This is a genomic window from Halostella salina (assembly GCF_003675855.1).
GTDB lineage: Archaea > Halobacteriota > Halobacteria > Halobacteriales > Natronoarchaeaceae > Halostella > Halostella salina.
This window is the reverse complement of sequence record NZ_RCIH01000002.1, coordinates 162,390-185,140: the sequence shown is the minus strand read 5'-3', so window position 1 is coordinate 185,140 and position 22,751 is coordinate 162,390. Positions and strand designations below refer to the sequence as shown.

The following is a 22,751-nucleotide window of genomic DNA, read 5'->3' as shown; positions in this document are numbered from 1 at the left end:
TTGCGCTCGCCAACTCGCCGGTACCAGTGCGGGCGAGCACCGGGACCCAGCGAGAGGGAACACTATCAGAGCCGGTCGAGCAGCCAGAGGACGATGAGCACCAGCACGACCAGTGTCAGCAGCGGGCGAAGCGGCCCGAGGATCGCGAGCAGTCCCTCGACGAAGAAGCCGACGATCTCCAGAACGAGCAACAGAGCGAGCAGCCCCAGCACGACCTTCAGCAGGGTCTCGACCTCGATGTCGCCGCGGTCGTTCATCATGACCGGGGGTTTGCAGTAAACACCTAAGTACTCTGTGGCTACCGGGACAGCAAGACATTTCCCCGACCCTCGGCGACAGAGTGACGATGGACGCACGGACGACCGCCGCGACGGCGCTCTGTCTCGCGCTGGTCCTGTCGGCCGCGGGCGTCGCGTCGCCCGCGCTCGCCGCCGGGACGGACGGCGACCCCGACCCGCGGGACGCGGGCGGGCAGAGCGTCGACACCGACGAGATCCGGATCCTCGTGACGGTTGCGGAGAACGGGACTGCACGCTGGGAACTGCAGTACTGGACCCGGCTGGACGACGAGAACACCACGCAGGCGTTCGAGGAACTCCGGCGCGACATCGAAGCGAACCCGGGGAACTACACGGCCGACTTCCGGGACCGCATCGGCAACACCGTCGGCGCGGCCGAGAACGACACCGGCCGCGAGATGGCCGTCCGGAACGTGCGCGTCAGCGCCGACCGGCGCTCGATCCCCGACGAGTACGGCGTCGTGACGTACTCGTTCACCTGGGAGGCGTTCGCGGTCGTCGACGGCGACGGGATCCGCGTCGGCGACGCGATCCGCGGCTTCTTCCTCAGCAGCGAGACGCGGCTGACGGTCGAGTGGCCCGAGGGCTACGACGCCGACGTGTCGCCGCCGGGCGACGACGGGGGCGACGGCTCGGTCACCTGGCGTGGGACGGACACCGATTTCGCCTCCGGCGAGCCGTCTATCGTCCTCACGCCGGCCGATGGCGAGGGCGGCGGGAACGGAACGGACGACGGCGATACGAGCACTGGGGGCGACGACGGTGCGGGGGCCGACGGTGGTGGCGACGGCGGATCGGGGCTGTTGCTCGGCGCGCTGGCGCTCGTCGGCCTCGCCGCCGCGGGCGGCGTCGCGTACTGGTTCCGCGAGGGGGCCGACGCGACGGGCGACGAGACGACCGGCGGCGGCGAAGCGACCGACAGCCCCTCGGCCGGCGGCGGTGCGGCCGCGGCGACCACCGCTCAGGGCGACGATGCCGACGGGGACGACGGCCCGCCCCCCGAACTGCTCAGCAACGAGGAGCGCGTGTTGCGCCTCCTCGACCAGCGCGGCGGGCGGATGAAACAGCAGGAAGTGGTCGAGGCGCTGGACTGGACCGAGGCCAAGACGAGCCAGGTAGTCGGCGACCTGCGCGACGAGGGGCAACTGGAGAGCTTCCGCCTCGGGCGCGAGAACGTGCTGTCGCTCCCCGGGGAGGGGCCGGACGAGGCGGAACCGTAGTCGCTCGGCGGATCGCAAGCAAGCTCGACGTTTTGCGTGAATTAACCCGGCTTAACGGACGTTGATCCGGGGCGAGGGTCTGGAGTTTATATGTTGGTGGGGGCGTAACGACGAACCGAGATGAACGAACGGAGCTTCCTCGTCACCCTGGCCGTCCTGGCGGCGGTTGCGACGGTCCCCGCCGTCGCCGCTGCAGGGGTCGACGGCGGCGCGGGGGTCGCGGGAGTCGCCGACAACGAGACGAACGACACGGTCGCACCGGGCGAACAGCTCGCCGGCGTCGTCGGCGCGCAGGGTGCGGCAGTCGACGGCGAGATCAGCGAGCGTGCCTTCCGCGTCGGCGCGAACCGCTCCCCGGCCGGGCCGGCAGCGGTCGTCGACGAGCGATTGCCGGAACTGGAACAGCGGCTTGCGGAACTCGAACAGCGCCGCGCGGCGCTGACGGCCGCCCACGAGAACGGCACCATCGGGGAGGGCGAGTACCGCGCCCGGATGGCGACGCTCGCCGCCGAGACCCGCAACGTCCGCCACATGGCGAACGTCAGCGCCGACCTCGCCGCGTCCGGACCTGGCGCGCTGAGCCAGGAGCGGTCGGAGCGGATCCGGACGCTCCGGACCCGAGCCGGCAACCTTACCGGCCCCGAAACCGCTGAACTCGCCCGTTCGATCGTCGGTGAGAACCCCGGTGTCGGGCTCGGACCCGACCGCGGCGGCCCGCCCGAGGATCGCGGTCCGGAGAACGGGAGCGATCCGGCCGACGACCGCGGTCCGGAAACCGGGAACGACGCGGCCGATGACCGTGGCCCGTCGAACGGGAGCGACGCGGGCAACGGGTCGGCCGACGGCCGCAGCGGCGCGGGAGACGACCGTGGTGGCGAGGCGGGGGAGCGTCGCGATAGCGTCCGGACCGTTGCCGCCGACGCGTTCGCCGCTCCCGCGGTCACGGTCGCCGAGCCGTAACATTTGCCCCGCCGGAAGGGTTTAATAGCCTGCTGTTGCTACTGATCAGTACGATGAGTCGCTTCCGTCGCCCGTCCGGGACGCCGCTCCGGGACAGCGATGGGTCCGCCGCCGTTTCTCCGCGACCGCGACGACCGGGCCTCCCGTAGGCCCACATCTATCACTCCCTCGACACTGGTGCTCCAACGAACAGATGAGAAGTCTGTAAATCGTCTATAGGCATCTCTGTGATTTTCTTACAAAACTAGGATAGAAGAATTTAATATCTTCAAGTTCGTCCGTTCGGTCACAGATGGAACGCGTGGCACTCGCCTTCTCGGGCGGACTCGACACGACGGTGTGCGTCGGACTGCTCGAAGAGGAGTACGGATACGACGAGGTTATCGGCGTCACGGTCGACGTCGGCCAGCCCGCCGAGGAGTTCGACGAAGCCGAAGAGACCGCCGAAGCGCTAGACGTGGACCAGTACGTCGTCGACGCCCGAGAGGAGTTCGCCACGATGTGTCTCGACTCGCTGAAAGCGAACGCGACCTACCAGGGCTACCCGCTCGGCACCGCGCTGGCGCGCCCGGTGATCGCGAACGCGATCCTCGAGACGGCGAAGGAACACGACTGCGACGCCGTCGCCCACGGCTGTACCGGCAAGGGGAACGACCAGCTCCGCTTCGAGGCGGTCTGGCGCGACTCCGATCTGGATGTCATCGCGCCCGTCCGCGAGCTCGAACTCACACGCGAGTGGGAGATGGAGTACGCCGAGGAGCGCGGCCTCCCGGTCGAGAGCGGCAACGAGGGCGACTGGTCGATCGACACGAACCTCTGGAGCCGCTCGGTCGAGGGCGCGAAGCTGGAGGACCCGGGCTACGTGCCGCCGGAGGACATCTACGAGTGGACCGACGCGCCCGGCACCGCCGGCGATACGGATCTCGTGGAGATCGAGTTCGAGGACGGCGAACCCGTCGCCGTCGACGGCGAGGAGTACGGTCCGGTCGAGCTGATCGAGCACCTGAACGAGCGCGCCGGCGCGTACGGCGTCGGCCGCACGGACATGATGGAGGACCGCATGCTCGGGCTGAAGGTGCGCGAGAACTACGAGCACCCCGCCGCGACCGTCCTGCTGAACGCCCACGAGGCGCTTGAGGGGCTCGTCCTCACCCAGGAGGAGCGCGACTTCAAGGAGCAGGTCGACCAGCAGTGGGCGAACAAGGCGTACCAGGGCCTCGTCGACGCGCCGCTGGTCCGCGCGCTGGAGGCGTTCATCGACGAGACACAGTCCCGCGTCACCGGCACGGCGACGGTCAAGCTGGAGGGCGGGAGCGCCCGCCCGGTCGCCCGCGAGAGCGAGTACGCGGCCTACTCCGAGGACGCCGCGTCGTTCAACACCGAGACGGTCGAGGGGCAGAACATCACCCAGAAGGACGCCACCGGCGTCGCCAAGTACCACGGCTTCCAGGGCCGCCTGGCAAACGCCGTCACCGACGCCGCGAACGGGAAGAAGCTGACGCCCGACGGCGGCGAGAGCGAGGGCGAGTGAGATGACCGAGGGGAACTCCGGCGACGTGGTGCGCCGCGACCGCTTCAGCGGCGGCCCCGCCCGCGAGTTCCTCTCCTCGCTCGACGCGGACCGGCACATCTTCGCGGCCGACCTCGCGGTCGACCGCGCGCACGTCGTGATGCTCGCCGAGCAGGACATCGTCGACGACGAGGTCGCGGGCGACATCCTCGCCGCGCTGGACGACATCGAGGCGGCGGGCCACGGCGCGCTCCCCGACGGCGAGGACGTCCACGCCGCCATCGAGACGGCGGTGATCGAGCGCGTCGGCGACGAGGGCGGGAAGATGCACACTGCCCGCTCGCGCAACGACGAGGTGGCGACCTGCATCCGCTACCGGCTGCGCGAGGACCTGCTCGACGCCGCCGAGGCGACGCTGGCGCTGCGCGAGGCGCTGACGGAGGCGGCCGCGGCCCACGACGCGACGGTGATGCCCGGCTACACGCACCTCCAGCCCGCCCAGCCCACGACGGTGGCCCACTGGCTGCTGTCCTACGAGTCGGCGGTCGCCCGCGACACCGAGCGCCTGCTCGACGCGTACGACCGGACGAACCGCTCGCCGCTGGGCGCGGCGGCGTTCGCGGGGACGCCCTTCGACGTGGACCGCGAGCGGACCGCCGACCTGCTCGGCTTCGAGACGGTCCTCGGCAACTCGATGGACGCGAGTTCGGCGCGTGACTTCCTGCTTGAAGCGACGAGCGCACTGGCGAACCACGCGACGACGCTGTCGGGGCTGGCCGAGGACCTGGTCGTCTTCGCCAACAAGGGGTTCGTCGATCTGGCCGACGACTACGCGTCCACGTCGTCGATCATGCCCCAGAAGAAGAATCCCGACACGCTGGAACTGGTCCGCGCGACCGCGGGCGACGCCGCGAGCGGGGTCAACGGCCTGTTGACGACGCTGAAGGGCCTGCCCCGCGCGTACAACCGCGACCTCCAGCGCGCGACGCCCCACGCCTGGGACACGGTCGACGCGGTCGTCGACGCGGCCGACGTGGCCGCCGGGGCGGTCGCCACCGCCGACTGGAACGCCGACGCGCTCGCCGCCGCGGCGGGCGAGGGGTTCTCGACGGCGACCGGCGTCGCGGACCTGCTGGCGATGCACGGCCTCCCGTTCCGCTCGGCCCACGAGATGGTGGCCGCGGCGGCCGAGCGTATGGAGGCTGCGGACGGGTCGGCTGACGCCGGCGCGGACTACGACGCGCTGGACGCCGCGGCCCGCGAGGTGCTCGGCGACCCGCTCTCGACGTACGTCGACCGCGAGGCCGTCGAGGCCGCGCTCGACCCCGCCGAGAGCGTGGCGAGCCGCGACTCGCTGGGCGGCCCCGCGGCCGACGCCGTGGCGGCACAGGTGAGCGAGGCCGAGACGGCGCTGGCGGTCCACGCCGAGGCCGTCGAAACCGAGCGCGACGCGGTCGCGGACGCCGACGAACTGCTCCACGCGGAGGTGGCGTCGTATGCGTGAGCCGGTCCACACGCCCCCGGCGACCGGGCCGCCGCTGCCGCCGTCCCCGCGAGGGGACACATAACATATTCCGAATCTGATATCGGAACTCGAAATTCGGTTTTGAACGCTCCTAACTCCATTAGAGGTGGCTGTAGATAACTTAATTTTTCTGGTAAGTTCGAAGGGTTTAAGGTCTCTCCACGACGAGTGAGGAGTACAATGGCGGAATGCGTTGAGTGCGGGGCCGACGTCGCCCTGCACGACGACCTCGAAGTGGGAGAGATACTCGACTGCACCACCTGCGGCGCGGAGCTGGAAGTCACCGACACCAACCCGCCGGTCCTCGAGAAGGCCCCCGAGCTGGAAGAGGACTGGGGGGAGTAAGGTGACGACGGCACGAACACTCGCTCGACGAGCGACCGAGACGACCCAGCGACCTACCACGAACACACGACAATGAACGTCGGCATGCTGTACTCCCGGATCCGCAAGGACGAGAAGCTCCTGCTGTCGGAGCTTCGCGACCGGGGCCACGAGGTGACCAAGATAGACGTGCGGAAACAGCGGTTCAACATCGAGCAGGCACCGCCGGCGTTCGACGACCTCGATCTGGTGATCGACCGCTGTCTGGCGACGAGCCGGAGCCTCTACGTCACGCAGTTCTGCGAGGCGTACGACGTGCCCGTCGTCAACAGCCCGGACACCGCCGAGGTGTGTGCGGACAAGGTGAAAAACAGCCTCGCGCTCACCCGCGCGGGCATCCCCACGCCCAACACGGACGTGGCGTTCACCAAGGACGCCGCGATGGAGATCATCGAGGACTTCGGCTACCCCTGCGTCCTCAAGCCGGTGATCGGCTCCTGGGGTCGCCTGATGGCGAAGATAGACTCGAAAAGCGCCGCCGAGGCCATCCTCGAACACAAGGCGACGCTCGGCCACTACGAGCACAAGGTGTTCTACGTCCAGGAGTTCGTCGAGAAGCCCGGCCGCGACATCCGCGTGCTGGCGACCGACGGCGAGCCCGTCGCCGCGATGGTCCGCTCGTCGGACCACTGGCTCACCAACGCCGCACAGGGTGCCGAGACGGCCGAGTTCGAACTCGACGACGAGGCCCGTGACCTTGTCGAGCAAGCGAGCGACGCCGTCGGCGGCGGCCTGCTCGGCGTCGACCTCATGGAGACGGGCGACAGCTACACCGTCCACGAGGTGAACCACACCGTCGAGTTCAAGGCGCTGAACGACACGACCGACGTGGACGTGCCCGCCGCCGTCGTCGACTGGCTGGAGGCGACGGCCGCGGAGCGGCAGGAGGTGACCGCACAGTGACGCCCTCGGCGACGGTCGTCGGCGGGAGCGGCTTCACCGGCGGCGAACTGCTGCGGCTGCTCGCCGGCCACCCCGAGTTCGAGGTGGCCCAGGCGACGAGCCGGAGCTACGACGGCAAATCGGTCGGCTCGGTCCACCCGAACCTGCGGGGGACCGACCTGCGCTTCTCCGACCCCGCGGACCTGGAGAGCGTCGACGTCCTGTTCGCCGCGACGCCCCACGGCGTCTCGATGGAGCGGATCGACGCGTTCCGGGACGCCGCCGACACCGTCGTCGACCTCTCGGCGGACTTCCGGCTCGACTCCGAAGAGCAGTACGACGAGTGGTACGACGGCCACAGCCGGCCCGAACTGTTAGACGAGGCCGAGTACGCGCTCCCGGAGATCAACCGCGAGAACCTCGCGGGCGCGGACCTGATCGCTTCGGGCGGCTGTAACGCCACCGCGACGATCCTCGGGCTGTACCCGCTGTTCGCCGACGGCGTGCTCTCCGGTGACGAGCAGATAGTCGTCGACGTGAAGGTCGGCTCCTCGGAAGGCGGCGCGGGCGGCGGCGAGGCGTCGTCCCATCCCGAGCGCTCGGGCGTCGTCCGCCCGTACGCGCCGACCGGCCACCGCCACGAGGCCGAGATCGAGCAGTTCCTCGGCACGTCCGTCTCGTTCACCTGCCACGCCGTGGACATGATCCGCGGCGCGTCCGCGACCTGTCACGTGTTCCCGGACGACCCCGTCTCGAAGGGCGACCTCTGGGGCGCGTACCGCGGGGCCTACGAGGACGAACCGTTCGTCCGGCTGGCGGCGGGCGGCTCCGGCGTCTACCGCTACCCCGAGCCGAAGGCCGTCGCCGGGACGAACCACGCCGAGGTCGGCTTCGAGCTGGACCCCGGCAACGAGCGCCTCGTGGTCTTCTCGGCCATCGACAACATGATGAAGGGCTCGGCGGGGCAGGCGGTCCACGCCGCCAACGTCGCGCTGGGCTTCGAGGAGACGGCGGGCCTGGAGTTCCAGGGGCTCCACCCCGTCGGCGCACCCTGAGCTTTCAATGACGCAGACAGACACCGATTTTTCAGTACCATGACAGTAGTAGTCAAGATCGGCGGCGCGCGCGCCGTCGACCCGGAAGGCGCACTGGCGGACGTGGCCCACCTGACGGCCAACGGCGAGGACGTGGTCGTCGTCCACGGCGGGTCGACCGCGGTGGACGAGACCCTCGAAGCGCTGGGCGAGGAGCCCGAATACGTCGAGACGCCGGGCGGCGTCGTCGGCCGATTCACCGACGAGCGGACGATGGAGGTGTTCGAGATGGTGCTGCCCGGCAAGCTGAACACCGACCTCGTCGCCGGCCTCCAGTCGGAGGGGGTCGACGCCGTCGGCCTCTCCGGCGTCGACGGCAAGCTCCTCACCGGTCCGCGGAAGTCCGCGGTCCGGGTCGTCGAGGACGGCAAGAAGAAGATCCGGCGCGGCGACCACTCGGGCAAGATCGAGGACGTGAACGCGGACCTGCTGGAGACGCTCCTCTCGGACGGGTACACGCCGGTCGTCACCGTGCCGATGCTCGCGGCCGAGGACGGGACCACGACGGGCACGCCGGTCAACGCCGACGCGGACCGCGCGGCGGCCGCCGTCGCGGGCGCGCTCGGCGCGGACCTGGTCGTCCTCACGGACGTGGCGGGCGTGTACGAGGACCCCGACGACGAGTCGACGCTGATCGACGCGGCGACGACGCCCGCCGAGTTCGAGCGCGTCGAGGCCGCCGCGGAGGGGTTCATGACGAAGAAGGTGATGGCGGCGACCGAGGCGCTGGAGGGCGGCGCGGCGTCGGTCACCGTCGCCGACGCGAACCGGAACGATCCCATCGTCGAGGCGCTCGACGGCGCTGGCACGACGATCACGCCCGGCGCGCTCGGCGCGGACGCCGAGGGCGAGCAGGTCGACGGGATCGACGCCGACGAAATCGGAGGTGACGAGGCATGAGCGGCTTCGTCTTCTCCGAGAAGCCGATCCCGATCGAGCGCGGCGAGGGCGCGTACCTCTACGACGAGGACGGCAACGAGTACCTCGACATGGGCGCGTCGTACGCCTGCGTGCCGCTCGGCCACGGCCACCCCGCCATCACCGAGGCCGTCACCGAGCAGTTCGAGCGGCTCACCTACGTGCAGGCGTCCTACCCCAACGCCGCCCGGACGGCGCTGTACGAGCGCCTCGCGGAGACCGCACCGGACCCAATCGACAAGGTGTGGCTCTGCAACTCCGGGACGGAGGCCAACGAGGCCGCGCTGAAGTTCGCCCGCGCCGCGACGGGCGAGTCGAAGCTCGTCGCCACGATGCAGGGGTTCCACGGGCGGACGATGGGGTCGCTCGCCACCACCTGGAAGAGCAAGTACAAGGAGCCGTACGAGCCGCTGATCGGCGACGTGGAGTTCGTGCCGTACGACGACGCCGACGCCCTCGCCGAGGCCGTCGACGACGACACCGCGGGCGTCATCGTCGAACCGGTCCAGGGCGAGGGCGGGATCAACCCCGCCTCGACCGAGTACCTGCGGGCCGCCCGCGAGGTCACCGAGGACGCCGGCGCGGCGCTGATCTTCGACGAGGTCCAGACCGGCATGGGCCGGACGGGCGCGCTCTGGAACTGCCAGCGGGCGGGCATCACCCCCGACATCATCACGAGCGCGAAGGGGCTGGCGAACGGGCTCCCGATGGGCGCGACGCTGTGTCGCGACTGGATCGCCGAGAACTACGGCTCCCACGCCTCGACGTTCTCCGGCGGCCCGGTCGTCTCCGCGGCAGCCGGTGCGACCGTCCAGACGGTCATTGAGGACGGCGTCGCGGACAATGCCGCCGCGATGGGGGAGTACCTGCAGTCCGAACTCGAAGCGGCGCTCGGCGACGAGGTCCGCGAGGTCCGCGGCGAGGGCCTGCTAGTCGGCGTCGAGGTCGGCCGCGGCGCGAACCGCGCGCTGAAGGAACTCGCGATGAACCACGGCGTGCTCGCGCTGCCGGCTGGCCGGACCGTCGTGCGCCTGCTCCCGCCGCTGACGGTCGACGAGGCCCACGTCGACGAGGTCGTCGACGCCATGGAGGCCGTCGTCACATGAGCGCAACCGCCGCCGTCCCCGACGACGAGGCCCGCGACCTGCTCGTCGACCTCGTCTCGATCCCCTCGCCGACGGGCGAGGAGGCCGAGGCGGCCGAGCACCTCGCCGACTTCTTCGAGGCCCACGGCCGCGACGTGTGGATCGACGAGGTCGGCAACGTCCGCGCGCCCGCCGACGACGCCGTCCTGCTGACCTCGCATATCGACACCGTGCCCGGCGAGATCCCCGTCGAGGTGGACGATGACGGGAACCTCTGGGGGCGCGGCTCCGTCGACGCCACCGGCCCGCTCGCGGCGATGGCCGCTGCGGCGGTGCGGACGGGCGTCTCCTTCGTCGGCGTCGTGGGCGAGGAGACGAACTCGCGGGGGGCGCGCCACCTCGTCGCCGACCGCGACGCGCCCGACGCCGTGATCAACGGCGAGCCGAGCGGCTGGGACGGCATCACGCTCGGCTATCGGGGCTTCCTCGCGGGCACGTACGTCGCTACCAGCGAGTCCGGCCACACGTCCCGTCCCGAGGCAAACGCCATCCAGGACGGCATCCGCTGGTGGTCCCGGGTCGAGGACGCGTTCGAACCGGACGAGTGGGTGCCCGTCTTCGAGCAGGTGACCACGAAACCGGTCTCCTTCGACGGCGGGTTCACCGCCGACGGCCTCTCCGTCGAGGCGACGATGGACGTGCAGCTCCGGATCCCGCCCGAGCAGACCGCCGAGGCCGTCCGCGAGGTTGCGGACGGCGAACTGGAGTCGGGCACCGTCACCTGGGAGGAGCCGATCCCGCCGGTGATGGAGAACCCCCGGAACGACGTGGCGCGGGCGTTCCGCGCCGCGATCCGCGACGCGGACGGCGACCCCCGACTGCTCCGCAAGACCGGCACGAGCGACATGAACCTCTACGCACGGGCCTGGGACTGCCCGATGGCGACGTACGGCCCGGGCGATTCCGACCTCGACCACGCGCCGAACGAACATCTGTCGCTGTCCGAGTTCGACCGCGCCGTCGCGGTGCTCGAACGCGTCGCTGACCGCTTGCAGTCGTGACCGCCAACACATGACCGACAACTACCTCGACGTCGACGACCTGACCCCGGACGAACTGACGGCCGTCCTCGACAGGGGGGCGGCGTACAAGGAGCAACTCGCCGCGGGCGAACCGCACCGCGACCTGCCGGAGCGGACCCTCGGCATGCTGTTCCAGAAGCCCTCGACGCGAACCCGGGTCTCCTTCGAGACGGGGATGACGCAACTGGGTGGCCACGCCGTGTTCCTCGGCGAGAACGACATCCAGCTCGGCCGCGGCGAGCCGCTGAAGGACACCGCCCGAGCGCTGTCGGGCTACGTCGACGCGCTGATGGCCCGCGTGTTCAAGCACCACAACGTCGAGGTGCTGGCCGAGTACGCCGACGTGCCCGTGGTCAACGGGCTGACCGACGACGCCCACCCGTGCCAGACGCTCGCGGACCTGCTGACGATCCGCGAGACGGAGGGCGGCTTCGACGGCGTCTCGGCGGCGTGGGTCGGCGACGGGAACAACGTCGCCCAGTCGTTCGCGCTCGGCTGTGCGCTGACCGATATCGACCTCACCGTCGCCACGCCCGAGGGGTACGGGATCGACGACGACGTGGTCGAGCGCGCCCGCGACCTCGGCGGCGACCCGACGGTGACCGACGACCCGGTCGCGGCCGTCGAGGACGCTGACGTGATCTACACCGACGTGTGGATCAGCATGGGCCAGGAGGACGAGCGCGACGTGCGGATGACCGACTTCGAGGGGTTCCAGGTGAACGAGGACCTGCTCGCGGGCGCAGCGCCGGACGCGTCGGTGATGCACTGTCTCCCCGCGCACCGCGGCGAGGAGATCACCGACGCCGTCATCGAGAGCGACCGCTCGCTGGTGTGGCGACAGGCGGAAAACCGAATGCACGCCCAGAAGGGGCTGCTCGCGCACCTGCTCGACGCGTAGCTACTGGAGCACCGCCGAGAGGATCGCCCCGGCGAGACCGCCGTACACGACGTGGCCGACCAGCGGCATGACGCCGAGGAACGGCAGCTCGGGCGCGCCCGGCAGGCCGACGCCGTTGAGCCACAGCGGCCAGAGGAACACGATGTTGACCGCCCAGAGGGTGATCCCGTACGCGATCCCGACGCCGGCGCTTTTCAGGGGGTTGCGTGCGATCGTTCGGAGCGGCTCGCGGTCCACGACAAGCCCGAGCAGCGCGCCGAACAGCGCGCTGTGGACGACGTGAGCGACCCACCCGATCGAGAGGCTCGGCTCGCCGAGCGTGTACATCGCGCCGATCGCGGTCATCCGCTCCAGCCGGAACTGGATGAGCAGGCCGAACGCGAGTCCGGCGACCACCCCGGCGAGCGCGCCGTAAAGGACGTAGGAGTTGCTCCGCTCGGTCCTGAGGCCGACTTCGTCGGTCGTTGCCATGCTCGACAGTCCTAGGCCACCGATAAAGTGTTAGCCCGCTGATGCACGAGCCGCACATTCCCACGGTGACCGCCGACCCGTGAAGCACGGGACGTCGACCGGCGTACTACCGGATCAGCGGGTACAGCGCGCCGGTCACGGCCCCGTAGACGACGTGGCCGACGAGGCTCATCGGGTTGAAGTTCGGCAGCGGCGGTACCGCGCCGAACCCGACGGCGTCGAGCCAGACTGGCATCACGACCGCCGCGAGGACGACCCACAGCACGACGCCGTAGGCGACGCCGACGAGCGCGCTCGTCCCGACCGAGTCGCCGTAGTCGGACAGCGCCGCAGTGCCCGCTATCGCGGCGAAGACGACCCCTAAGACGGCCGAGTTCGCCATGTGAATCGTCCATCCCGCTGCCCCGCCTGAAAGCCCCCACAGCGCGGGGATGGCATTCTCGATGACCGGCGTCATCTGCATCGTCAGCATGATCCCCATCACGAACCCGCCGCCGATGCCCGCGAGGACGCCGGCCTGCCACGCGGCGACCGTCGTTTCCGTGTCGGTGCTTCGTTCGGTGGCTGTCTGCTGTGCCATGCTCCCCGATACCACGAACCGGCAAATAGTTCTGGTTCGGCGTGGCGCGGCGGGCGCATAGGGCCGATAGGATTAAATACCAGGTCCCGCCGCCAACACTGATTAGCCTCGAACACGATACTTCGCCACCGACGATGCCCGAGCCACTCCACGCGACTGCGGGCGAACTCGACGCGGAGACCATCCTCGACGCGCTCGAGGACGGGCGACGCGTCGTCCTCGAAACCGAACTGCTCGGTTCCCCTCACGAGGTGACGCTCCGCCACGACGGCGAGACGTACTACTGCGACACGCCGACGACGCTCCACAAGCACGACGACGTCGCGGAGATGCGACGGTGCATCGAGAACCAGGGGTACGTCGAATCGCCGGAGTGAGAGCGAAACCGATGCGGAATTTTAACCCCCGTCCGACCTAACGGGGTGGCATGGCCGACTCCGAGCCCCCGCGGAACATGGGCGAATTGCTGGAGACAGCCGACCCCGAGTTCCGCGAGGTCATGACCTGCGTGTTCGACATCCAGGCCCACGAGACGCGGACGTACCTCGCGCTGCTGGACCACCCCGGCAGCACCGTCGAGGAACTGGCCGACGAACTCGACCGGGACCGGAGCAACGTGAACCGGTCGCTGACGACGCTCATGGAGAAGGGGCTGGCCGAGCGCGAGCGCCGCCTGCTGGACCCCGGCGGCTACGTGTACCAGTACACCGCCACCCCGCTTCCCGAGGCGAAGACACGGCTCCACGACGCCCTGGACGAGTGGACCGAGCGCGTCCACGCCGCCATCGACGGGTTCGGCGACGAGTAGCGTCGCGCGGAGTTTCGCCCGGAGCGGACCGCTTTTCCCGACCGGACGCGTTGGTCCCGACAATGAGTTCCATGACCCTCTCGGCGGCGGCCGAGGCCGTCCCCGACGAGGCAACGGACGGCGTCTGGCTGGCCTGCATCGAGTGTGGCGAGTCGTTCGCCCCCTTCTCGGCGATCCGGTACCGCTGTGACGACTGCGACGGCCTGCTGGAGGCGCGCTACGCCGACCCGCCGACGTTCGACGAGTTCGAGGGTCGGGGGGTGTGGCGATACAGCGCCGCGCTCCCGTTCGCGGAGGGGGTCACCCTGCCCGAGGGGTCGACCCCCCTCCACGAGGTTCCCCGACTGGAGGACGAGGTCGGCGTCGACCGCCTCCGCGTGAAACACGAGGGGATGAACCCGACGGGCAGCTTCAAGGACCGCGGGATGACCGTCGGCGTCCGCGTCGCGCAGGAACTGGGCGTCGACCGCCTCGCCTGCGCCTCGACGGGCAACACCAGCGCCGCGCTCGCGGCGTACGGCGCGCGCGCCGGCCTTGAGACGCTCGTGCTCCTGCCCGCCGGCAAGGTCGCCGCCGGCAAGGTCGCGCAGGCGAGCCTCCACGACGCCCGCATCCTCGAAGTCGACGGCAACTTCGACGCCTGCCTCGACATCGTGCAGGACCTGGCCGCGCGCGGCGAGGCGTACCTGCTCAACTCGCTGAACCCGTTCCGGCTGGAGGGCCAGAAGACGATCGGCCTCGAAATCCTGGAGGAGTTCCGCGACGACGAGAGCCGGTTCCCCGACCGGATCGTCCTCCCGGTGGGCAACGCCGGCAACACCGCCGCGCTGTACAAGTGCTTCCGCGAACTCGTCCAGGCCGGCGCGATGGCCGAGGACGAGGTCCCCAAGCTCACCGGCGTGCAGGCCGAGGGCGCGGCCCCGATGGTGGAAGCGGTCGAGCACGGCTGGGACGACACCGAGCGCTGGGACGAGGTCGAGACCCGCGCGACGGCGATCCGGATCGGCAACCCCGTCAACGCCCCGAAGGCCCTGCCCGGCATCCGCGAGACGGGCGGCACCGCCGTCGCCGTCTCCGACGAGGCGATCACCGAGGCCCAGCGCGACCTCGCCGCGGAGGGCGTCGGCGTCGAACCGGCCAGCGCGGCGTCGGTCGCCGGCCTCCGGAAACTCCGCGAGGCGGGCGTCGTCGGCGACGACGAGGCGGTCGTCTGCCTCACGACGGGCCACCTGCTGAAGGACCCCGACGCGGCCGCCGAGGCGGGCGGCGACCCCGAACCGGTGCCGAACGACACCGACGCCGTGCTGGAGCATCTCGGCGAGTAAGCGGACGGACCTGACGGCGGGACCCCCGTCATACGACCGACTGACGCCCGTCTGCTGGGGTTCTTTGGTACTCTGTCACACATGAGGAGACGCATGGCAGCGAACCAGCCACCCCCACCCGAACGCCACCGAGACAGCACCTCGCCCGCCGGGAGCGTCGCCGGCCGCGCCCGGACCGCACAGCTCCGCGCCCGGATCGCCGCGCTCGAACAGGCGCTGGATCAGGAGCGAAAGCGGCGGCAGGCGGTGATAGCGCGCTACGAACGACTGCTAGACGAGCGAGCGCGAACCGCGAACGACGACAGAAGCGACCGCGACGCCGGCCTCCTCGACAGACTCCGACGCTGAAGCGGCCCGGCCGCGGCCGCTTCGACACGCTCGGTCCCCGCTACTCCTCGACGCCGTTCAGCTGGATGTAGCGCACCTCGATGATGCGGTCGTCGGCCTCCAGCGTCTCGAACGCCGCGTCGGGGACGGGGCTGTCCACGTTGTACACGGTCAGCGCCTCGCCGCCGATGGTCTCGCGGGCGTTGTACATCCCGGCGATGTTCACGTCGTGGTCGCCCATCACGCTGCCGATGAGGCCGATGACGCCCGGCTCGTCGGTGTTGCGCGCGACCATCATCTGCCCGCCGGGGATGGCGTCGACGCGGTAGCCGTCGACCCGGACGATGCGGGCGTCGTCGTCGGCGAAGAGCGTCCCGTCGACGCTGATCTTCTCCTCGCCGTCGGTGACCGTCACGGTGACGAGGCTCTGGAAGTCCTCGGCCTGCCGGGTCTTGGACTCGGTCACCTCGATGCCGCGCTCCTCGGCGATCTGGGGCGCGTTGACGGCGTTGACCTGCCACTCCAGGGGCTGGAACACGCCCTTGAGGCCGCTCGCCGTCACGAGTTCCACGTCCTCCTCGGCGATGTCGCCCTCGTAGCGCACCTCGACCTCGGCGATCCGGCCGTCGAACAGCTGTGCGGCGATCTTGCCGGCGGTCTCCGCGAGGCCGATGTACGGCTCGACGCGCGGGAACGCGCTCTCGTCGATCGAGGGGGCGTTCAGGGCGTTGACGACCGGCTCCTCGTCGAACGCGGCGACCACCTGGTCGGCCGTCGAGACGGCGACGTTCTCCTGGGCGGCCTCCGTCGACGCGCCGAGGTGGGGCGTGACGATCACGTCCTCCACGTCGAGCAGGGGATTGTCCGGCGACACCGGCTCGTCGGCGAACACGTCGACTGCGGCCCCGGCGAGGACGCCGTCCTCGACGGCCGCCGCGAGCGCGTCCTCGTCGACGACGCCGCCGCGGGCGCAGTTGACGAGGTAGCCGCCCTCCAGCTGTGCCAGCTCTTCCTCGCCGATCATGTTCTCGGTCTCGGGGGTCAGCGGCGTGTGAACCGTCAGGAAGTCGGCGCGGTCGAGACAGCCGTCCAGGTCGACCAGTTCAGCGCCGAGCTGGTCGGCGCGCTCCTCGCTGATGTAGGGGTCGAACGCGACCAGGTCCATCCCCAGCGAGTCCAGCTTCTTGGCGACCTCCTGGCCGACGCGGCCGAGGCCGACGACGCCCAGCGTCTTGCCGTTGACCTCGGTGCCGAGGTAGTCGCCTTTCGCCCACTCGCCGGCCTTGAGGCGGACGTGAGCCTGCGGGATCGAGCGCGCCGAGGCGAACGCCATGGCGACCGTGTGCTCGGCGGCCGCGCGGACGTTGCCCTCCGGCGCGTTGGCGACGATGACGCCGTGCTCGGTCGCGGCGTCGATGTCGATGTTGTCGACGCCGATGCCGGCTCGGCCGACGATGACCAGTTCCTCGGCGGCCGCGAACACGTCCTCGGTGACCTCCGTACCTGACCGGACGATCAGCCCGTTGGCGTCGGCCACGGCGTCTAGCAGTTCGTCGCCCTCCACGTCGTAGGCGGTGACGACCTCGTGGCCCGCTTCGCGGAGCCGTTCGAGGCCCGCGTCGGCGATCGGGTCGGTGACGAGTACCTTCATGTCGGGACGAATTCGCGCGCCCGAGTTAACGCTTCCTTTGTCGGCAGGGGTGGCGAAAACTGCCGATTGATGCTTCGGACCGCGACGGCGGTCGAGCGGTCGGAGAAAAGATGCCCTCACACGACGGACGTCACCCGGTCGGTTGGGTCAGGAACGGGGTCGTGACGCCGACAACGACGAGGAGATAGACGACGATCGACCCGGCCCACGCGAGACGGAGTCGATGTGCGTGGGTCTCCGCGTCGCGTTTCAGGAGAGAAAATTCCATCGGTAGGTACGCGAGGATGAAAAAGGAGAGCGCGGTGGCGGCTATCTTCGAGTCAGGATACCCCGGAGCGACGACGAACAGTATCCAGTAGATCATTCCACCGGCAGCACCCAACGCCACGTAGATACTACCGACCATCATCTTTGAAGGGTTCCCGTTCTCTTCTAGCCGAGCTACTGATACTATTAATTTGATAGGCCGGTACTCGCCAACTACGACGGCAGTAACGAGAAATGCGACTAAACCGGCCACACTTCCTAGGGGTAACATGAATGTCGCTGCTTCGATCATAGATGTCATGTGACTAATCTTGAAGTTAGGTTATTTATATTAATAGTTTAGTTTATCTCGGTGTTCGTTTACATATGATCTTATATTCTGTTGAGCGCAATTATTATATTGGTTATTTCTAACCCGGAAGCTGGATGTAGTGTTATCTTCAAAGCACTGTTTGTCACCTGGGTTACCCATTATTGTATAGTGGTACGACCCCCACTCATCATGGTGGTCATGGAGTCCACCATAAGTATGTGATACTTCATGTTCTGCAAGGTGATAATCTCCTTTTGTACAATATGCAATCCCCCTATCGTAAGTTCCAGCAGCAGGATTATTCTCAGATCCCACGAATGCATATCCATTCGCAGCATCATGGGAATAATCATCCATGACTAGAACGACATCATACACCATAGAAATATTAGAATTTTCCAGATAACCAGCCGCTTCGTTTTTCGCAGTCTCTGCATCTGTCCGATCATTTATATCAACTTTATAATCGTCGACGGTTGCCCTCATCGTAAATTCATTGTCACCATTGTCAATCTCGGCATTCCATCGATCTTCAACTCGATTAGCTATTTCACTAAGACTGTTACCCTTATTTTCCCAAGGGTGTTCCTCCGTTGTAACCACTACAACACTAGTGTATCCGGACATTATGTACCTCCCTCATTAATGCTTATTGCATGGCTATTGCTATGCCATTGAATATCTGGGTCTGAAGGTTGATTGATTGTTACCATCTCTCTGATTTGGCCTTCGTCCGCTGGAGAAACCGGATGGAGTTCCCTAGTGCTATGTGATAGTAACGGTATATTCCCATGATTGGTGATATCATAAGATAAGATATGGTCGTTTTCTGTCTCTGCCATCACTTCGTTTGAACTGTTTGGAGGTAAGACCATACTTTGGTTATCTAAACTAACTTCTATTCTAGCTCCCTCTTTCAAAATTTTGACATCCGGAGAAATCTTAACACCTAAATATTCGTTTCCTATACTTTCTACCGATCCGCGAATAGGAATCGGACGACTTCGAGTAAATAAGTCTACTTCTCTTCCTGTATGGTATCTATTATATGTCGTTCTAACCACTAGCTCATTTTCAGAAGGTGAGGGACGGGATCCGGTGGGTACGAATATTCGGTTTCTGTAGTCATCATACGAATAATCTGGACGCGCCGAGCATCCTGATGATTCTCGCGTTATATTATTCTGAGATCGATATTCATCGGCAAGACCAACGCTAAATGTTACGAAATGAACATTTTCAGTAATGATTTCATTAGATTCAGCTTTTGCGACCCCCATTCCGGCGGCGGCCAGAGATGCACTACCGACTGTGTGGAGTAAGTCTCTTCTTTTCATCCTCACACAATACCATTCAATTACTGTTTAAATATCTTTTTATTTGTTATTTTCTAATCTATCGTATGGCTTCTTCATACTATTAATTATATCCTATTAATATAGATTTTTATAAGAAGTTCTCGTTCTTGATGAACCTAAAAATAGAATATAAACCTCAACGGTGCTGGGATATAAATGATGATTTTATAACACTTCTGATGGCCGAAGGCGAGAAATGCTCGACGATAGATCGGAACCGCTTTCTTTTCAACACCTCCGGACGAATCCCGCGGCATGACAGTCGTCGCCTTTGACTTCGATGGAACGCTCTCGGACTCGGAGATGACCGTCCTGCTCGGGCAGCGCCGCGCCGTGGCCGACGAGATGGCCGCGATCACCGAGCGGGCGATGAACGACGAGATCGACTACGCCACCAGCCTGCGCGAGCGCGCGGCGCTGCTCGACGGACTGCCCGAGGCCGAGGCCGCCGCGGCGTTCGACGAGGTCACCCTGCGGCCCGGCGCGGCCGACCTCATCGCGGCGCTGCGCGACGCCGGCGTCCACGTCGCCATCCTCACCGGCGGCTTCGAGCGCGGCGTCGAGGCCGCGCTGGAAAAAGAGGGCGTGACCGTCGACAGCATCGTCGCCAACCGGCTGCCGATGGCGGCGGGCGACGGCGGGCGGGCGCTCACCGGCGAGGTCGAGGGGCCGCTCATCGAGGGGACGAAGGACGACGCCCTCGAATCGCTCGTCGACGACCTGGGCGTCGAACTGGCCGACACCGTCGCCGTCGGCGACGGCGCGAACGACCTGCCGATGCTGCAGGTCGCCGGTCGGGCGGTCGGCTTCGTGCCGAAAGACGCCGTCCGGCCGCACTGCGACGCGGTCGTCGCGCGGATGGACCGCCTGCAGCGGCTACTGGAAGAGGACGGCGTGCTGTAAGGCGCTGCGGAGTTCGCGGGGACCGAGACGGATCAGGTGGTTGCGCTCAGGGTTCGGGGCTGAAGTTGCGGACCACGTACACCGTCGCGGCTGCGAAGGCGGCGACGGCGACGCCGACCAGCACCGAGTTGATGAGGAGGTCGCCCGTCGAGAGGCTCGTGCCGCCCATGAGGATCGCCGACGGGATGCCTTCGACGACGCCCATGCCGGCGTCGGCCTGGATGCCGGCACCGGCCGCGCCGGCCACCCCTTCGGGGAGTTCCGGCTGCGGGACGGGGCTGATCTGCGTCGATGCGAGGAAGCCGGTGAGCGCGACCAGTACGACCGAGCCGACGCCCGCGCTGAGACCCGCCGTGACGTAGGCGTCGCGGTCGGGCGCGTCGAGGCGGCTCCCGACGTAGCCGCCCGTGATGACGCCGAGGACGGCCGCGAGCAGCGGCGCGCCGTTGATCGCGGTCGCGCCCAGCCGGTTCATCTGCATCTGCTGGAGGATCGCGTCGTAGTTATTCACGTTCTGTTCGAGCGCGTTCTCGACCGTTCCGCTGAGTTCCGGCTGGAGCGGCGACCCGCCCGCCACGCCGATGAGGACGACGCTCAGCCCGACAGCCATCCCGACGACGGCGTAGATACCGGTGAAGAACTTGAGGTAGCTCTGTGTTGCCGGCGAGGTCGCGACGTCGCCGACGCCCCGGCCGCCGCCCTGTGGCCCGGTCGGCTGACCCTGTGGCTGCTGCTGGGGTCGGGCCTGTTGGTTCCCGCCTGTCTGTCCGCCCTGCGCGTTTCTGTTCTGCCGATTTCCGCCACGATCTGACATCACTACTGCCTAACACATACCGGGGTAATAAAGATTGAAACCGAATCGGCGGGAGTTCGGCGTTTCGCTCGGACTGAGACCCCCTGACCCACGGTCCCGTCCGGACCGTCGATTCGCAGTTCAGTTGTTGACCCTGTCGACGACCGCGTCGACGCTCCGCTCGCCCTGCGTGAGCAGCGCCCCCACGACGGCGAAGGCGGCCGGGAGGACGACGCCGGCGAGCAGCACCGCGTCGGTCAGCGAGGGGCCGAACTGCAGGTCCGAGGAGACCTCGCCACCGCTGATGAACTGCTCGGCTTCGAGCGCCCCGACGCTGTTGATGACGCTGCTCACCAGCTGCGGATCGGAGTACGTATGCGACATCAGGACCGCCGCGATCCCGGCGAACACGAGGTACGGCGGGACGACGGTCAGCCCGGCTTTCGCCGCGGTGGCCGGGTCGTCGGCGTCGGTGTGCTTGGCGACCCCGTAGCCGGCCGCGACCAGCGTCCCGACGGTGACGGCGAACAGCACCGTCGTCGCGAGCGTGAACGGCGAGTTGGTGAGCGCGGCGACGTTGTTCGGTGCCGCCGACAGCGCGGCCGTCTCGCCGCCGGCCTCGAAGCCGACGCCGAACGTCCCGAGATAGCTCCAGCCGGCCGCGACCCACGAGGCGACCATGTCGGTCACGACCGTGGTCCCTTCCTGGCTGTACGTCAGCGGGGTGCTCTGGGCCGCCGCGGCGACCGTCAGGTACAGGTGGGTAAAGTAGGTGACGAGCACGCCGAGCGCACCGAACACCGCGCCCTCCTTGACCGGCAGGTCGCTTCCGGAGCCCCGGGCGACCGGCTGGCCGGTGGGCTGTCCCTGCGGCTGTCCCTGTGGCTGTCCCTGCGGCTGTCCCTGTGGCTGTCCCGGCTGGTTCCCCTCCTGCTGCTGTCCTTCGCCGTGGTCGACTTGGTTCCGATCTGACATCACTTTCACATCAAACAGTGTTGTATTATAACTTACGACGGTTTTCACGGCTGATCGGTCGGGAAGACGGTTCGAGATGCCGTTTTCGGACCGTTCGTACCTGACGGCTCGGTGAGAGACGACGGATATGATACGGCAGATAGAACTTCGGTCCGGGGTCCCGGTTCGTGACGCTGCCGGCCGTCTGCCGGCCCGACTGCACCGGTGTCGTCCTTCGCCTAGCCGATCTTTCGGCCGCAGACGCCCGCGAGACCGCCGGCGACGCCCCCTGCGACCCCCGCGCCGAGGCTGTTGAAGAAGTGCGACCCGGCGTCGAGCGCCAGCTGGGTCGAGGGGACGTAGACGGCGATGTTCGGTGCAGGTTCGAACTCGGGCAGTTGCTGTCCCGTGACGTAGCCGCCGAGGAACATGAACAGCGTCGCGCCCACGAACGCGGCGACGGCGGCGGCGACGGCGACCGTCCCGAGGTCCGCGTCGACCGTTCGCCCGACGACCAGCCCGCCAATACCGCCGAGGACGACGGTGAGGACCGGGAGCATCGACAGGGTGGACTGGGCGAGTCGTTGGCGGAACCGCTTCTCCTCGACGGTGCTTTGCTTCCGCTCCTGTTCGGCAGTCAGGTCGCTATCGTCCGGTTGCTGGGCGTCGTCCTGTACGGGCTCGACCGAGATCGCCTGTTCCCCGAGGGCCGAGACGGCCCCGACCATCAGCCCGACGGCCAGGCCCATCGCGGCGAGCGCGACGACCACGTAGCCGACCGTGGTTCGCGCGTCGGACGGCATCGTCCCGCCTCCCGACCCGGACGGCGGCGGGCCTTGCTGGCGACCCCCGCCCTGGCTGGCAGGTTGCCCGGCGCGTTGGCGGGATCCACGACCACCCTGACCGCCCTGCGCTCGCTGCCCGCCGCCTCCGGACCGCTGGCCGCCACGACGGGACCCGCCCCCGCGGCCGGACTGCTGTCCGCCGCCACGGCCGCCCTGGCCGCGTCGGCCGCCGGAGCCGCCCGACTGCTGTCTCTGCCGTCGGTTCTCCGACCCGGTTCGGTCGCCGCCGGAGCCGCCGCGTCGCTTGCGGCCGCCGCCGTTTCCTGCACCTGACATACCCGACGGATGTCAGGGGC

The 22,751-nt window shown here is 67.8% G+C and carries 26 protein-coding genes; 16 read left to right on the top strand and 10 right to left on the bottom strand.

All coding sequences use genetic code 11. From position 1 onward, the window contains the following. Positions 1-65: 65 nt before the first annotated feature. Positions 66-260 carry a DUF7554 family protein gene (locus D8896_RS04285; RefSeq protein WP_121820850.1) on the bottom strand — a complete coding sequence of 65 codons (195 nt, stop codon included), beginning with the start codon at positions 258-260 and terminating at the stop codon, positions 66-68. A gap of 86 nt (positions 261-346) precedes the next feature. Here D8896_RS04285 and D8896_RS04280 point away from each other — a divergent pair, with 86 nt between their 5' ends. From D8896_RS04280 to argF, 11 genes are all read left to right on the top strand, one after another. Next, positions 347-1,519 (top strand): helix-turn-helix transcriptional regulator, encoded by a 1,173-nt coding sequence (locus D8896_RS04280; protein ID WP_121820849.1) that lies wholly within the window; start codon positions 347-349, stop codon positions 1,517-1,519. Between the two features lie 120 nt (positions 1,520-1,639). Continuing rightward, complete coding sequence (locus D8896_RS04275) at positions 1,640-2,479, top strand: hypothetical protein (RefSeq protein WP_121820848.1); 840 nt, start codon at positions 1,640-1,642, stop codon at positions 2,477-2,479. Between the two features lie 292 nt (positions 2,480-2,771). Further along, positions 2,772-4,010 carry an argininosuccinate synthase gene (locus D8896_RS04270; RefSeq protein WP_121820847.1) on the top strand — a complete coding sequence of 413 codons (1,239 nt, stop codon included), beginning with the start codon at positions 2,772-2,774 and terminating at the stop codon, positions 4,008-4,010. 1 nt (position 4,011) lies between these two features. Continuing rightward, a complete protein-coding gene (gene argH / locus D8896_RS04265) occupies positions 4,012-5,493 on the top strand; it encodes an argininosuccinate lyase (RefSeq protein ID WP_121820846.1) in 1,482 nt (493 codons plus the stop codon). Positions 5,494-5,694: 201 nt separating this feature from the next. Continuing rightward, positions 5,695-5,859 carry a lysine biosynthesis protein LysW gene (lysW, locus tag D8896_RS04260; RefSeq protein WP_121820845.1) on the top strand — a complete coding sequence of 55 codons (165 nt, stop codon included), beginning with the start codon at positions 5,695-5,697 and terminating at the stop codon, positions 5,857-5,859. A gap of 72 nt (positions 5,860-5,931) precedes the next feature. Next, positions 5,932-6,801, top strand: a complete 870-nt coding sequence (gene lysX, locus D8896_RS04255) for a lysine biosynthesis protein LysX (RefSeq protein WP_121820844.1) — start codon at positions 5,932-5,934, stop codon at positions 6,799-6,801. After that, positions 6,798-7,835 (top strand): N-acetyl-gamma-glutamyl-phosphate reductase, encoded by a 1,038-nt coding sequence (argC, locus tag D8896_RS04250; protein WP_121820843.1) that lies wholly within the window; start codon positions 6,798-6,800, stop codon positions 7,833-7,835. The genes lysX and argC overlap by 4 nt, the downstream gene beginning before the upstream one ends. A gap of 39 nt (positions 7,836-7,874) precedes the next feature. Continuing rightward, positions 7,875-8,774, top strand: coding sequence for an acetylglutamate/acetylaminoadipate kinase (locus D8896_RS04245; protein ID WP_121820842.1), 900 nt, complete (start codon positions 7,875-7,877; stop codon positions 8,772-8,774). Beyond that, on the top strand, positions 8,771-9,898 hold the full coding sequence (locus D8896_RS04240) for an aspartate aminotransferase family protein (RefSeq protein WP_121820841.1): 1,128 nt from the start codon (positions 8,771-8,773) through the stop codon (positions 9,896-9,898). Before D8896_RS04245 ends, D8896_RS04240 begins: the two co-directional genes overlap by 4 nt. Then, positions 9,895-10,938 carry a [LysW]-lysine hydrolase gene (locus D8896_RS04235; RefSeq protein WP_121820840.1) on the top strand — a complete coding sequence of 348 codons (1,044 nt, stop codon included), beginning with the start codon at positions 9,895-9,897 and terminating at the stop codon, positions 10,936-10,938. Before D8896_RS04240 ends, D8896_RS04235 begins: the two co-directional genes overlap by 4 nt. A 10-nt stretch (positions 10,939-10,948) precedes the next feature. Beyond that, complete coding sequence (gene argF, locus D8896_RS04230; protein ID WP_121820839.1) at positions 10,949-11,860, top strand: ornithine carbamoyltransferase; 912 nt, start codon at positions 10,949-10,951, stop codon at positions 11,858-11,860. Here argF and D8896_RS04225 read toward each other — a convergent pair whose 3' ends face one another. Continuing rightward, on the bottom strand, positions 11,861-12,331 hold the full coding sequence (locus tag D8896_RS04225) for a hypothetical protein (RefSeq protein ID WP_121820838.1): 471 nt from the start codon (positions 12,329-12,331) through the stop codon (positions 11,861-11,863). It lies immediately after the preceding gene. A gap of 106 nt (positions 12,332-12,437) precedes the next feature. After that, a complete protein-coding gene (locus tag D8896_RS04220) occupies positions 12,438-12,911 on the bottom strand; it encodes a histidine kinase (protein ID WP_121820837.1) in 474 nt (157 codons plus the stop codon). 134 nt (positions 12,912-13,045) lie between these two features. On the opposite strand from D8896_RS04220, the gene D8896_RS04215 reads away from it, so the two are divergent. The 4 genes from D8896_RS04215 (at position 13,046) to D8896_RS04200 (ending at position 15,392) form a co-directional block, all read left to right on the top strand. Then, on the top strand, positions 13,046-13,288 hold the full coding sequence (locus D8896_RS04215; protein ID WP_121820836.1) for a hypothetical protein: 243 nt from the start codon (positions 13,046-13,048) through the stop codon (positions 13,286-13,288). A 50-nt stretch (positions 13,289-13,338) separates the two neighbouring features. Next, on the top strand, positions 13,339-13,719 hold the full coding sequence (locus D8896_RS04210) for a helix-turn-helix domain-containing protein (protein ID WP_121820835.1): 381 nt from the start codon (positions 13,339-13,341) through the stop codon (positions 13,717-13,719). A gap of 62 nt (positions 13,720-13,781) precedes the next feature. Next, on the top strand, positions 13,782-15,044 hold the full coding sequence (thrC, locus tag D8896_RS04205) for a threonine synthase (protein ID WP_121820834.1): 1,263 nt from the start codon (positions 13,782-13,784) through the stop codon (positions 15,042-15,044). A gap of 93 nt (positions 15,045-15,137) precedes the next feature. Further along, positions 15,138-15,392, top strand: coding sequence for a hypothetical protein (locus tag D8896_RS04200; RefSeq protein WP_121820833.1), 255 nt, complete (start codon positions 15,138-15,140; stop codon positions 15,390-15,392). Positions 15,393-15,432: 40 nt separating this feature from the next. Here D8896_RS04200 and serA read toward each other — a convergent pair whose 3' ends face one another. From serA to D8896_RS19180, 4 genes are all read right to left on the bottom strand, one after another. Beyond that, positions 15,433-17,022: a phosphoglycerate dehydrogenase gene (gene serA, locus D8896_RS04195; protein WP_121820832.1), complete on the bottom strand. Its 1,590-nt coding sequence runs from the start codon at positions 17,020-17,022 to the stop codon at positions 15,433-15,435. A 130-nt stretch (positions 17,023-17,152) separates the two neighbouring features. Continuing rightward, on the bottom strand, positions 17,153-17,590 hold the full coding sequence (locus D8896_RS19190; RefSeq protein WP_162991437.1) for a hypothetical protein: 438 nt from the start codon (positions 17,588-17,590) through the stop codon (positions 17,153-17,155). Between the two features lie 30 nt (positions 17,591-17,620). Beyond that, the gene (locus tag D8896_RS19185; protein ID WP_162991436.1) at positions 17,621-18,229 is read right to left on the bottom strand and encodes a hypothetical protein; all 609 of its coding nucleotides are present in this window, start codon (positions 18,227-18,229) and stop codon (positions 17,621-17,623) included. After that, entirely contained in the window at positions 18,229-18,939 is a 711-nt protein-coding gene (locus D8896_RS19180) for a hypothetical protein (RefSeq protein ID WP_162991435.1), read from the bottom strand. Before D8896_RS19180 ends, D8896_RS19185 begins: the two co-directional genes overlap by 1 nt. Positions 18,940-19,215: 276 nt before the next feature. Between D8896_RS19180 and serB the strand changes: the two genes are divergently transcribed. Continuing rightward, positions 19,216-19,863 carry a phosphoserine phosphatase SerB gene (gene serB / locus D8896_RS04180; RefSeq protein ID WP_121820829.1) on the top strand — a complete coding sequence of 216 codons (648 nt, stop codon included), beginning with the start codon at positions 19,216-19,218 and terminating at the stop codon, positions 19,861-19,863. 46 nt (positions 19,864-19,909) lie between these two features. On the opposite strand, the gene D8896_RS04175 is transcribed toward serB, so the two are convergent. From D8896_RS04175 to D8896_RS19175, 3 genes are all read right to left on the bottom strand, one after another. Next, positions 19,910-20,677, bottom strand: a complete 768-nt coding sequence (locus D8896_RS04175; protein ID WP_121820828.1) for a hypothetical protein — start codon at positions 20,675-20,677, stop codon at positions 19,910-19,912. Between the two features lie 120 nt (positions 20,678-20,797). Beyond that, on the bottom strand, positions 20,798-21,631 hold the full coding sequence (locus D8896_RS04170) for a hypothetical protein (protein WP_121820827.1): 834 nt from the start codon (positions 21,629-21,631) through the stop codon (positions 20,798-20,800). Between the two features lie 218 nt (positions 21,632-21,849). After that, on the bottom strand, positions 21,850-22,731 hold the full coding sequence (locus D8896_RS19175) for a hypothetical protein (protein WP_162991434.1): 882 nt from the start codon (positions 22,729-22,731) through the stop codon (positions 21,850-21,852). Positions 22,732-22,751 lie beyond the last annotated feature (20 nt).

What these genes read in the sequence shown, in the direction of transcription:
- D8896_RS04210 (WP_121820835.1), top strand. Translation starts at nt 13,339, where the DNA reads ATGGCCGACTCCGAGCCCCCGCGGAACATGGGCGAATTGCTGGAGACA.
- D8896_RS04245 (WP_121820842.1), top strand. Translation starts at nt 7,875, where the DNA reads ATGACAGTAGTAGTCAAGATCGGCGGCGCGCGCGCCGTCGACCCGGAA.
- D8896_RS04215 (WP_121820836.1), top strand. Translation starts at nt 13,046, where the DNA reads ATGCCCGAGCCACTCCACGCGACTGCGGGCGAACTCGACGCGGAGACC.
- D8896_RS04240 (WP_121820841.1), top strand. Translation starts at nt 8,771, where the DNA reads ATGAGCGGCTTCGTCTTCTCCGAGAAGCCGATCCCGATCGAGCGCGGC.
- D8896_RS04225 (WP_121820838.1), bottom strand. Translation starts at nt 12,331, where the DNA reads ATGGCAACGACCGACGAAGTCGGCCTCAGGACCGAGCGGAGCAACTCC.
- D8896_RS19180 (WP_162991435.1), bottom strand. Translation starts at nt 18,939, where the DNA reads ATGAAAAGAAGAGACTTACTCCACACAGTCGGTAGTGCATCTCTGGCC.
- serB (WP_121820829.1), top strand. Translation starts at nt 19,216, where the DNA reads ATGACAGTCGTCGCCTTTGACTTCGATGGAACGCTCTCGGACTCGGAG.
- lysW (WP_121820845.1), top strand. Translation starts at nt 5,695, where the DNA reads ATGGCGGAATGCGTTGAGTGCGGGGCCGACGTCGCCCTGCACGACGAC.
- D8896_RS04175 (WP_121820828.1), bottom strand. Translation starts at nt 20,677, where the DNA reads ATGTCAGATCGTGGCGGAAATCGGCAGAACAGAAACGCGCAGGGCGGA.
- D8896_RS04170 (WP_121820827.1), bottom strand. Translation starts at nt 21,631, where the DNA reads ATGTCAGATCGGAACCAAGTCGACCACGGCGAAGGACAGCAGCAGGAG.
- D8896_RS04270 (WP_121820847.1), top strand. Translation starts at nt 2,772, where the DNA reads ATGGAACGCGTGGCACTCGCCTTCTCGGGCGGACTCGACACGACGGTG.
- D8896_RS04275 (WP_121820848.1), top strand. Translation starts at nt 1,640, where the DNA reads ATGAACGAACGGAGCTTCCTCGTCACCCTGGCCGTCCTGGCGGCGGTT.
- thrC (WP_121820834.1), top strand. Translation starts at nt 13,782, where the DNA reads ATGAGTTCCATGACCCTCTCGGCGGCGGCCGAGGCCGTCCCCGACGAG.
- lysX (WP_121820844.1), top strand. Translation starts at nt 5,932, where the DNA reads ATGAACGTCGGCATGCTGTACTCCCGGATCCGCAAGGACGAGAAGCTC.
- argF (WP_121820839.1), top strand. Translation starts at nt 10,949, where the DNA reads ATGACCGACAACTACCTCGACGTCGACGACCTGACCCCGGACGAACTG.
- argH (WP_121820846.1), top strand. Translation starts at nt 4,012, where the DNA reads ATGACCGAGGGGAACTCCGGCGACGTGGTGCGCCGCGACCGCTTCAGC.
- serA (WP_121820832.1), bottom strand. Translation starts at nt 17,022, where the DNA reads ATGAAGGTACTCGTCACCGACCCGATCGCCGACGCGGGCCTCGAACGG.
- D8896_RS04280 (WP_121820849.1), top strand. Translation starts at nt 347, where the DNA reads ATGGACGCACGGACGACCGCCGCGACGGCGCTCTGTCTCGCGCTGGTC.
- D8896_RS19175 (WP_162991434.1), bottom strand. Translation starts at nt 22,731, where the DNA reads ATGTCAGGTGCAGGAAACGGCGGCGGCCGCAAGCGACGCGGCGGCTCC.
- D8896_RS04200 (WP_121820833.1), top strand. Translation starts at nt 15,138, where the DNA reads ATGGCAGCGAACCAGCCACCCCCACCCGAACGCCACCGAGACAGCACC.
- D8896_RS04235 (WP_121820840.1), top strand. Translation starts at nt 9,895, where the DNA reads ATGAGCGCAACCGCCGCCGTCCCCGACGACGAGGCCCGCGACCTGCTC.
- D8896_RS19185 (WP_162991436.1), bottom strand. Translation starts at nt 18,229, where the DNA reads ATGTCCGGATACACTAGTGTTGTAGTGGTTACAACGGAGGAACACCCT.
- D8896_RS04285 (WP_121820850.1), bottom strand. Translation starts at nt 260, where the DNA reads ATGATGAACGACCGCGGCGACATCGAGGTCGAGACCCTGCTGAAGGTC.
- D8896_RS19190 (WP_162991437.1), bottom strand. Translation starts at nt 17,590, where the DNA reads ATGACATCTATGATCGAAGCAGCGACATTCATGTTACCCCTAGGAAGT.
- D8896_RS04220 (WP_121820837.1), bottom strand. Translation starts at nt 12,911, where the DNA reads ATGGCACAGCAGACAGCCACCGAACGAAGCACCGACACGGAAACGACG.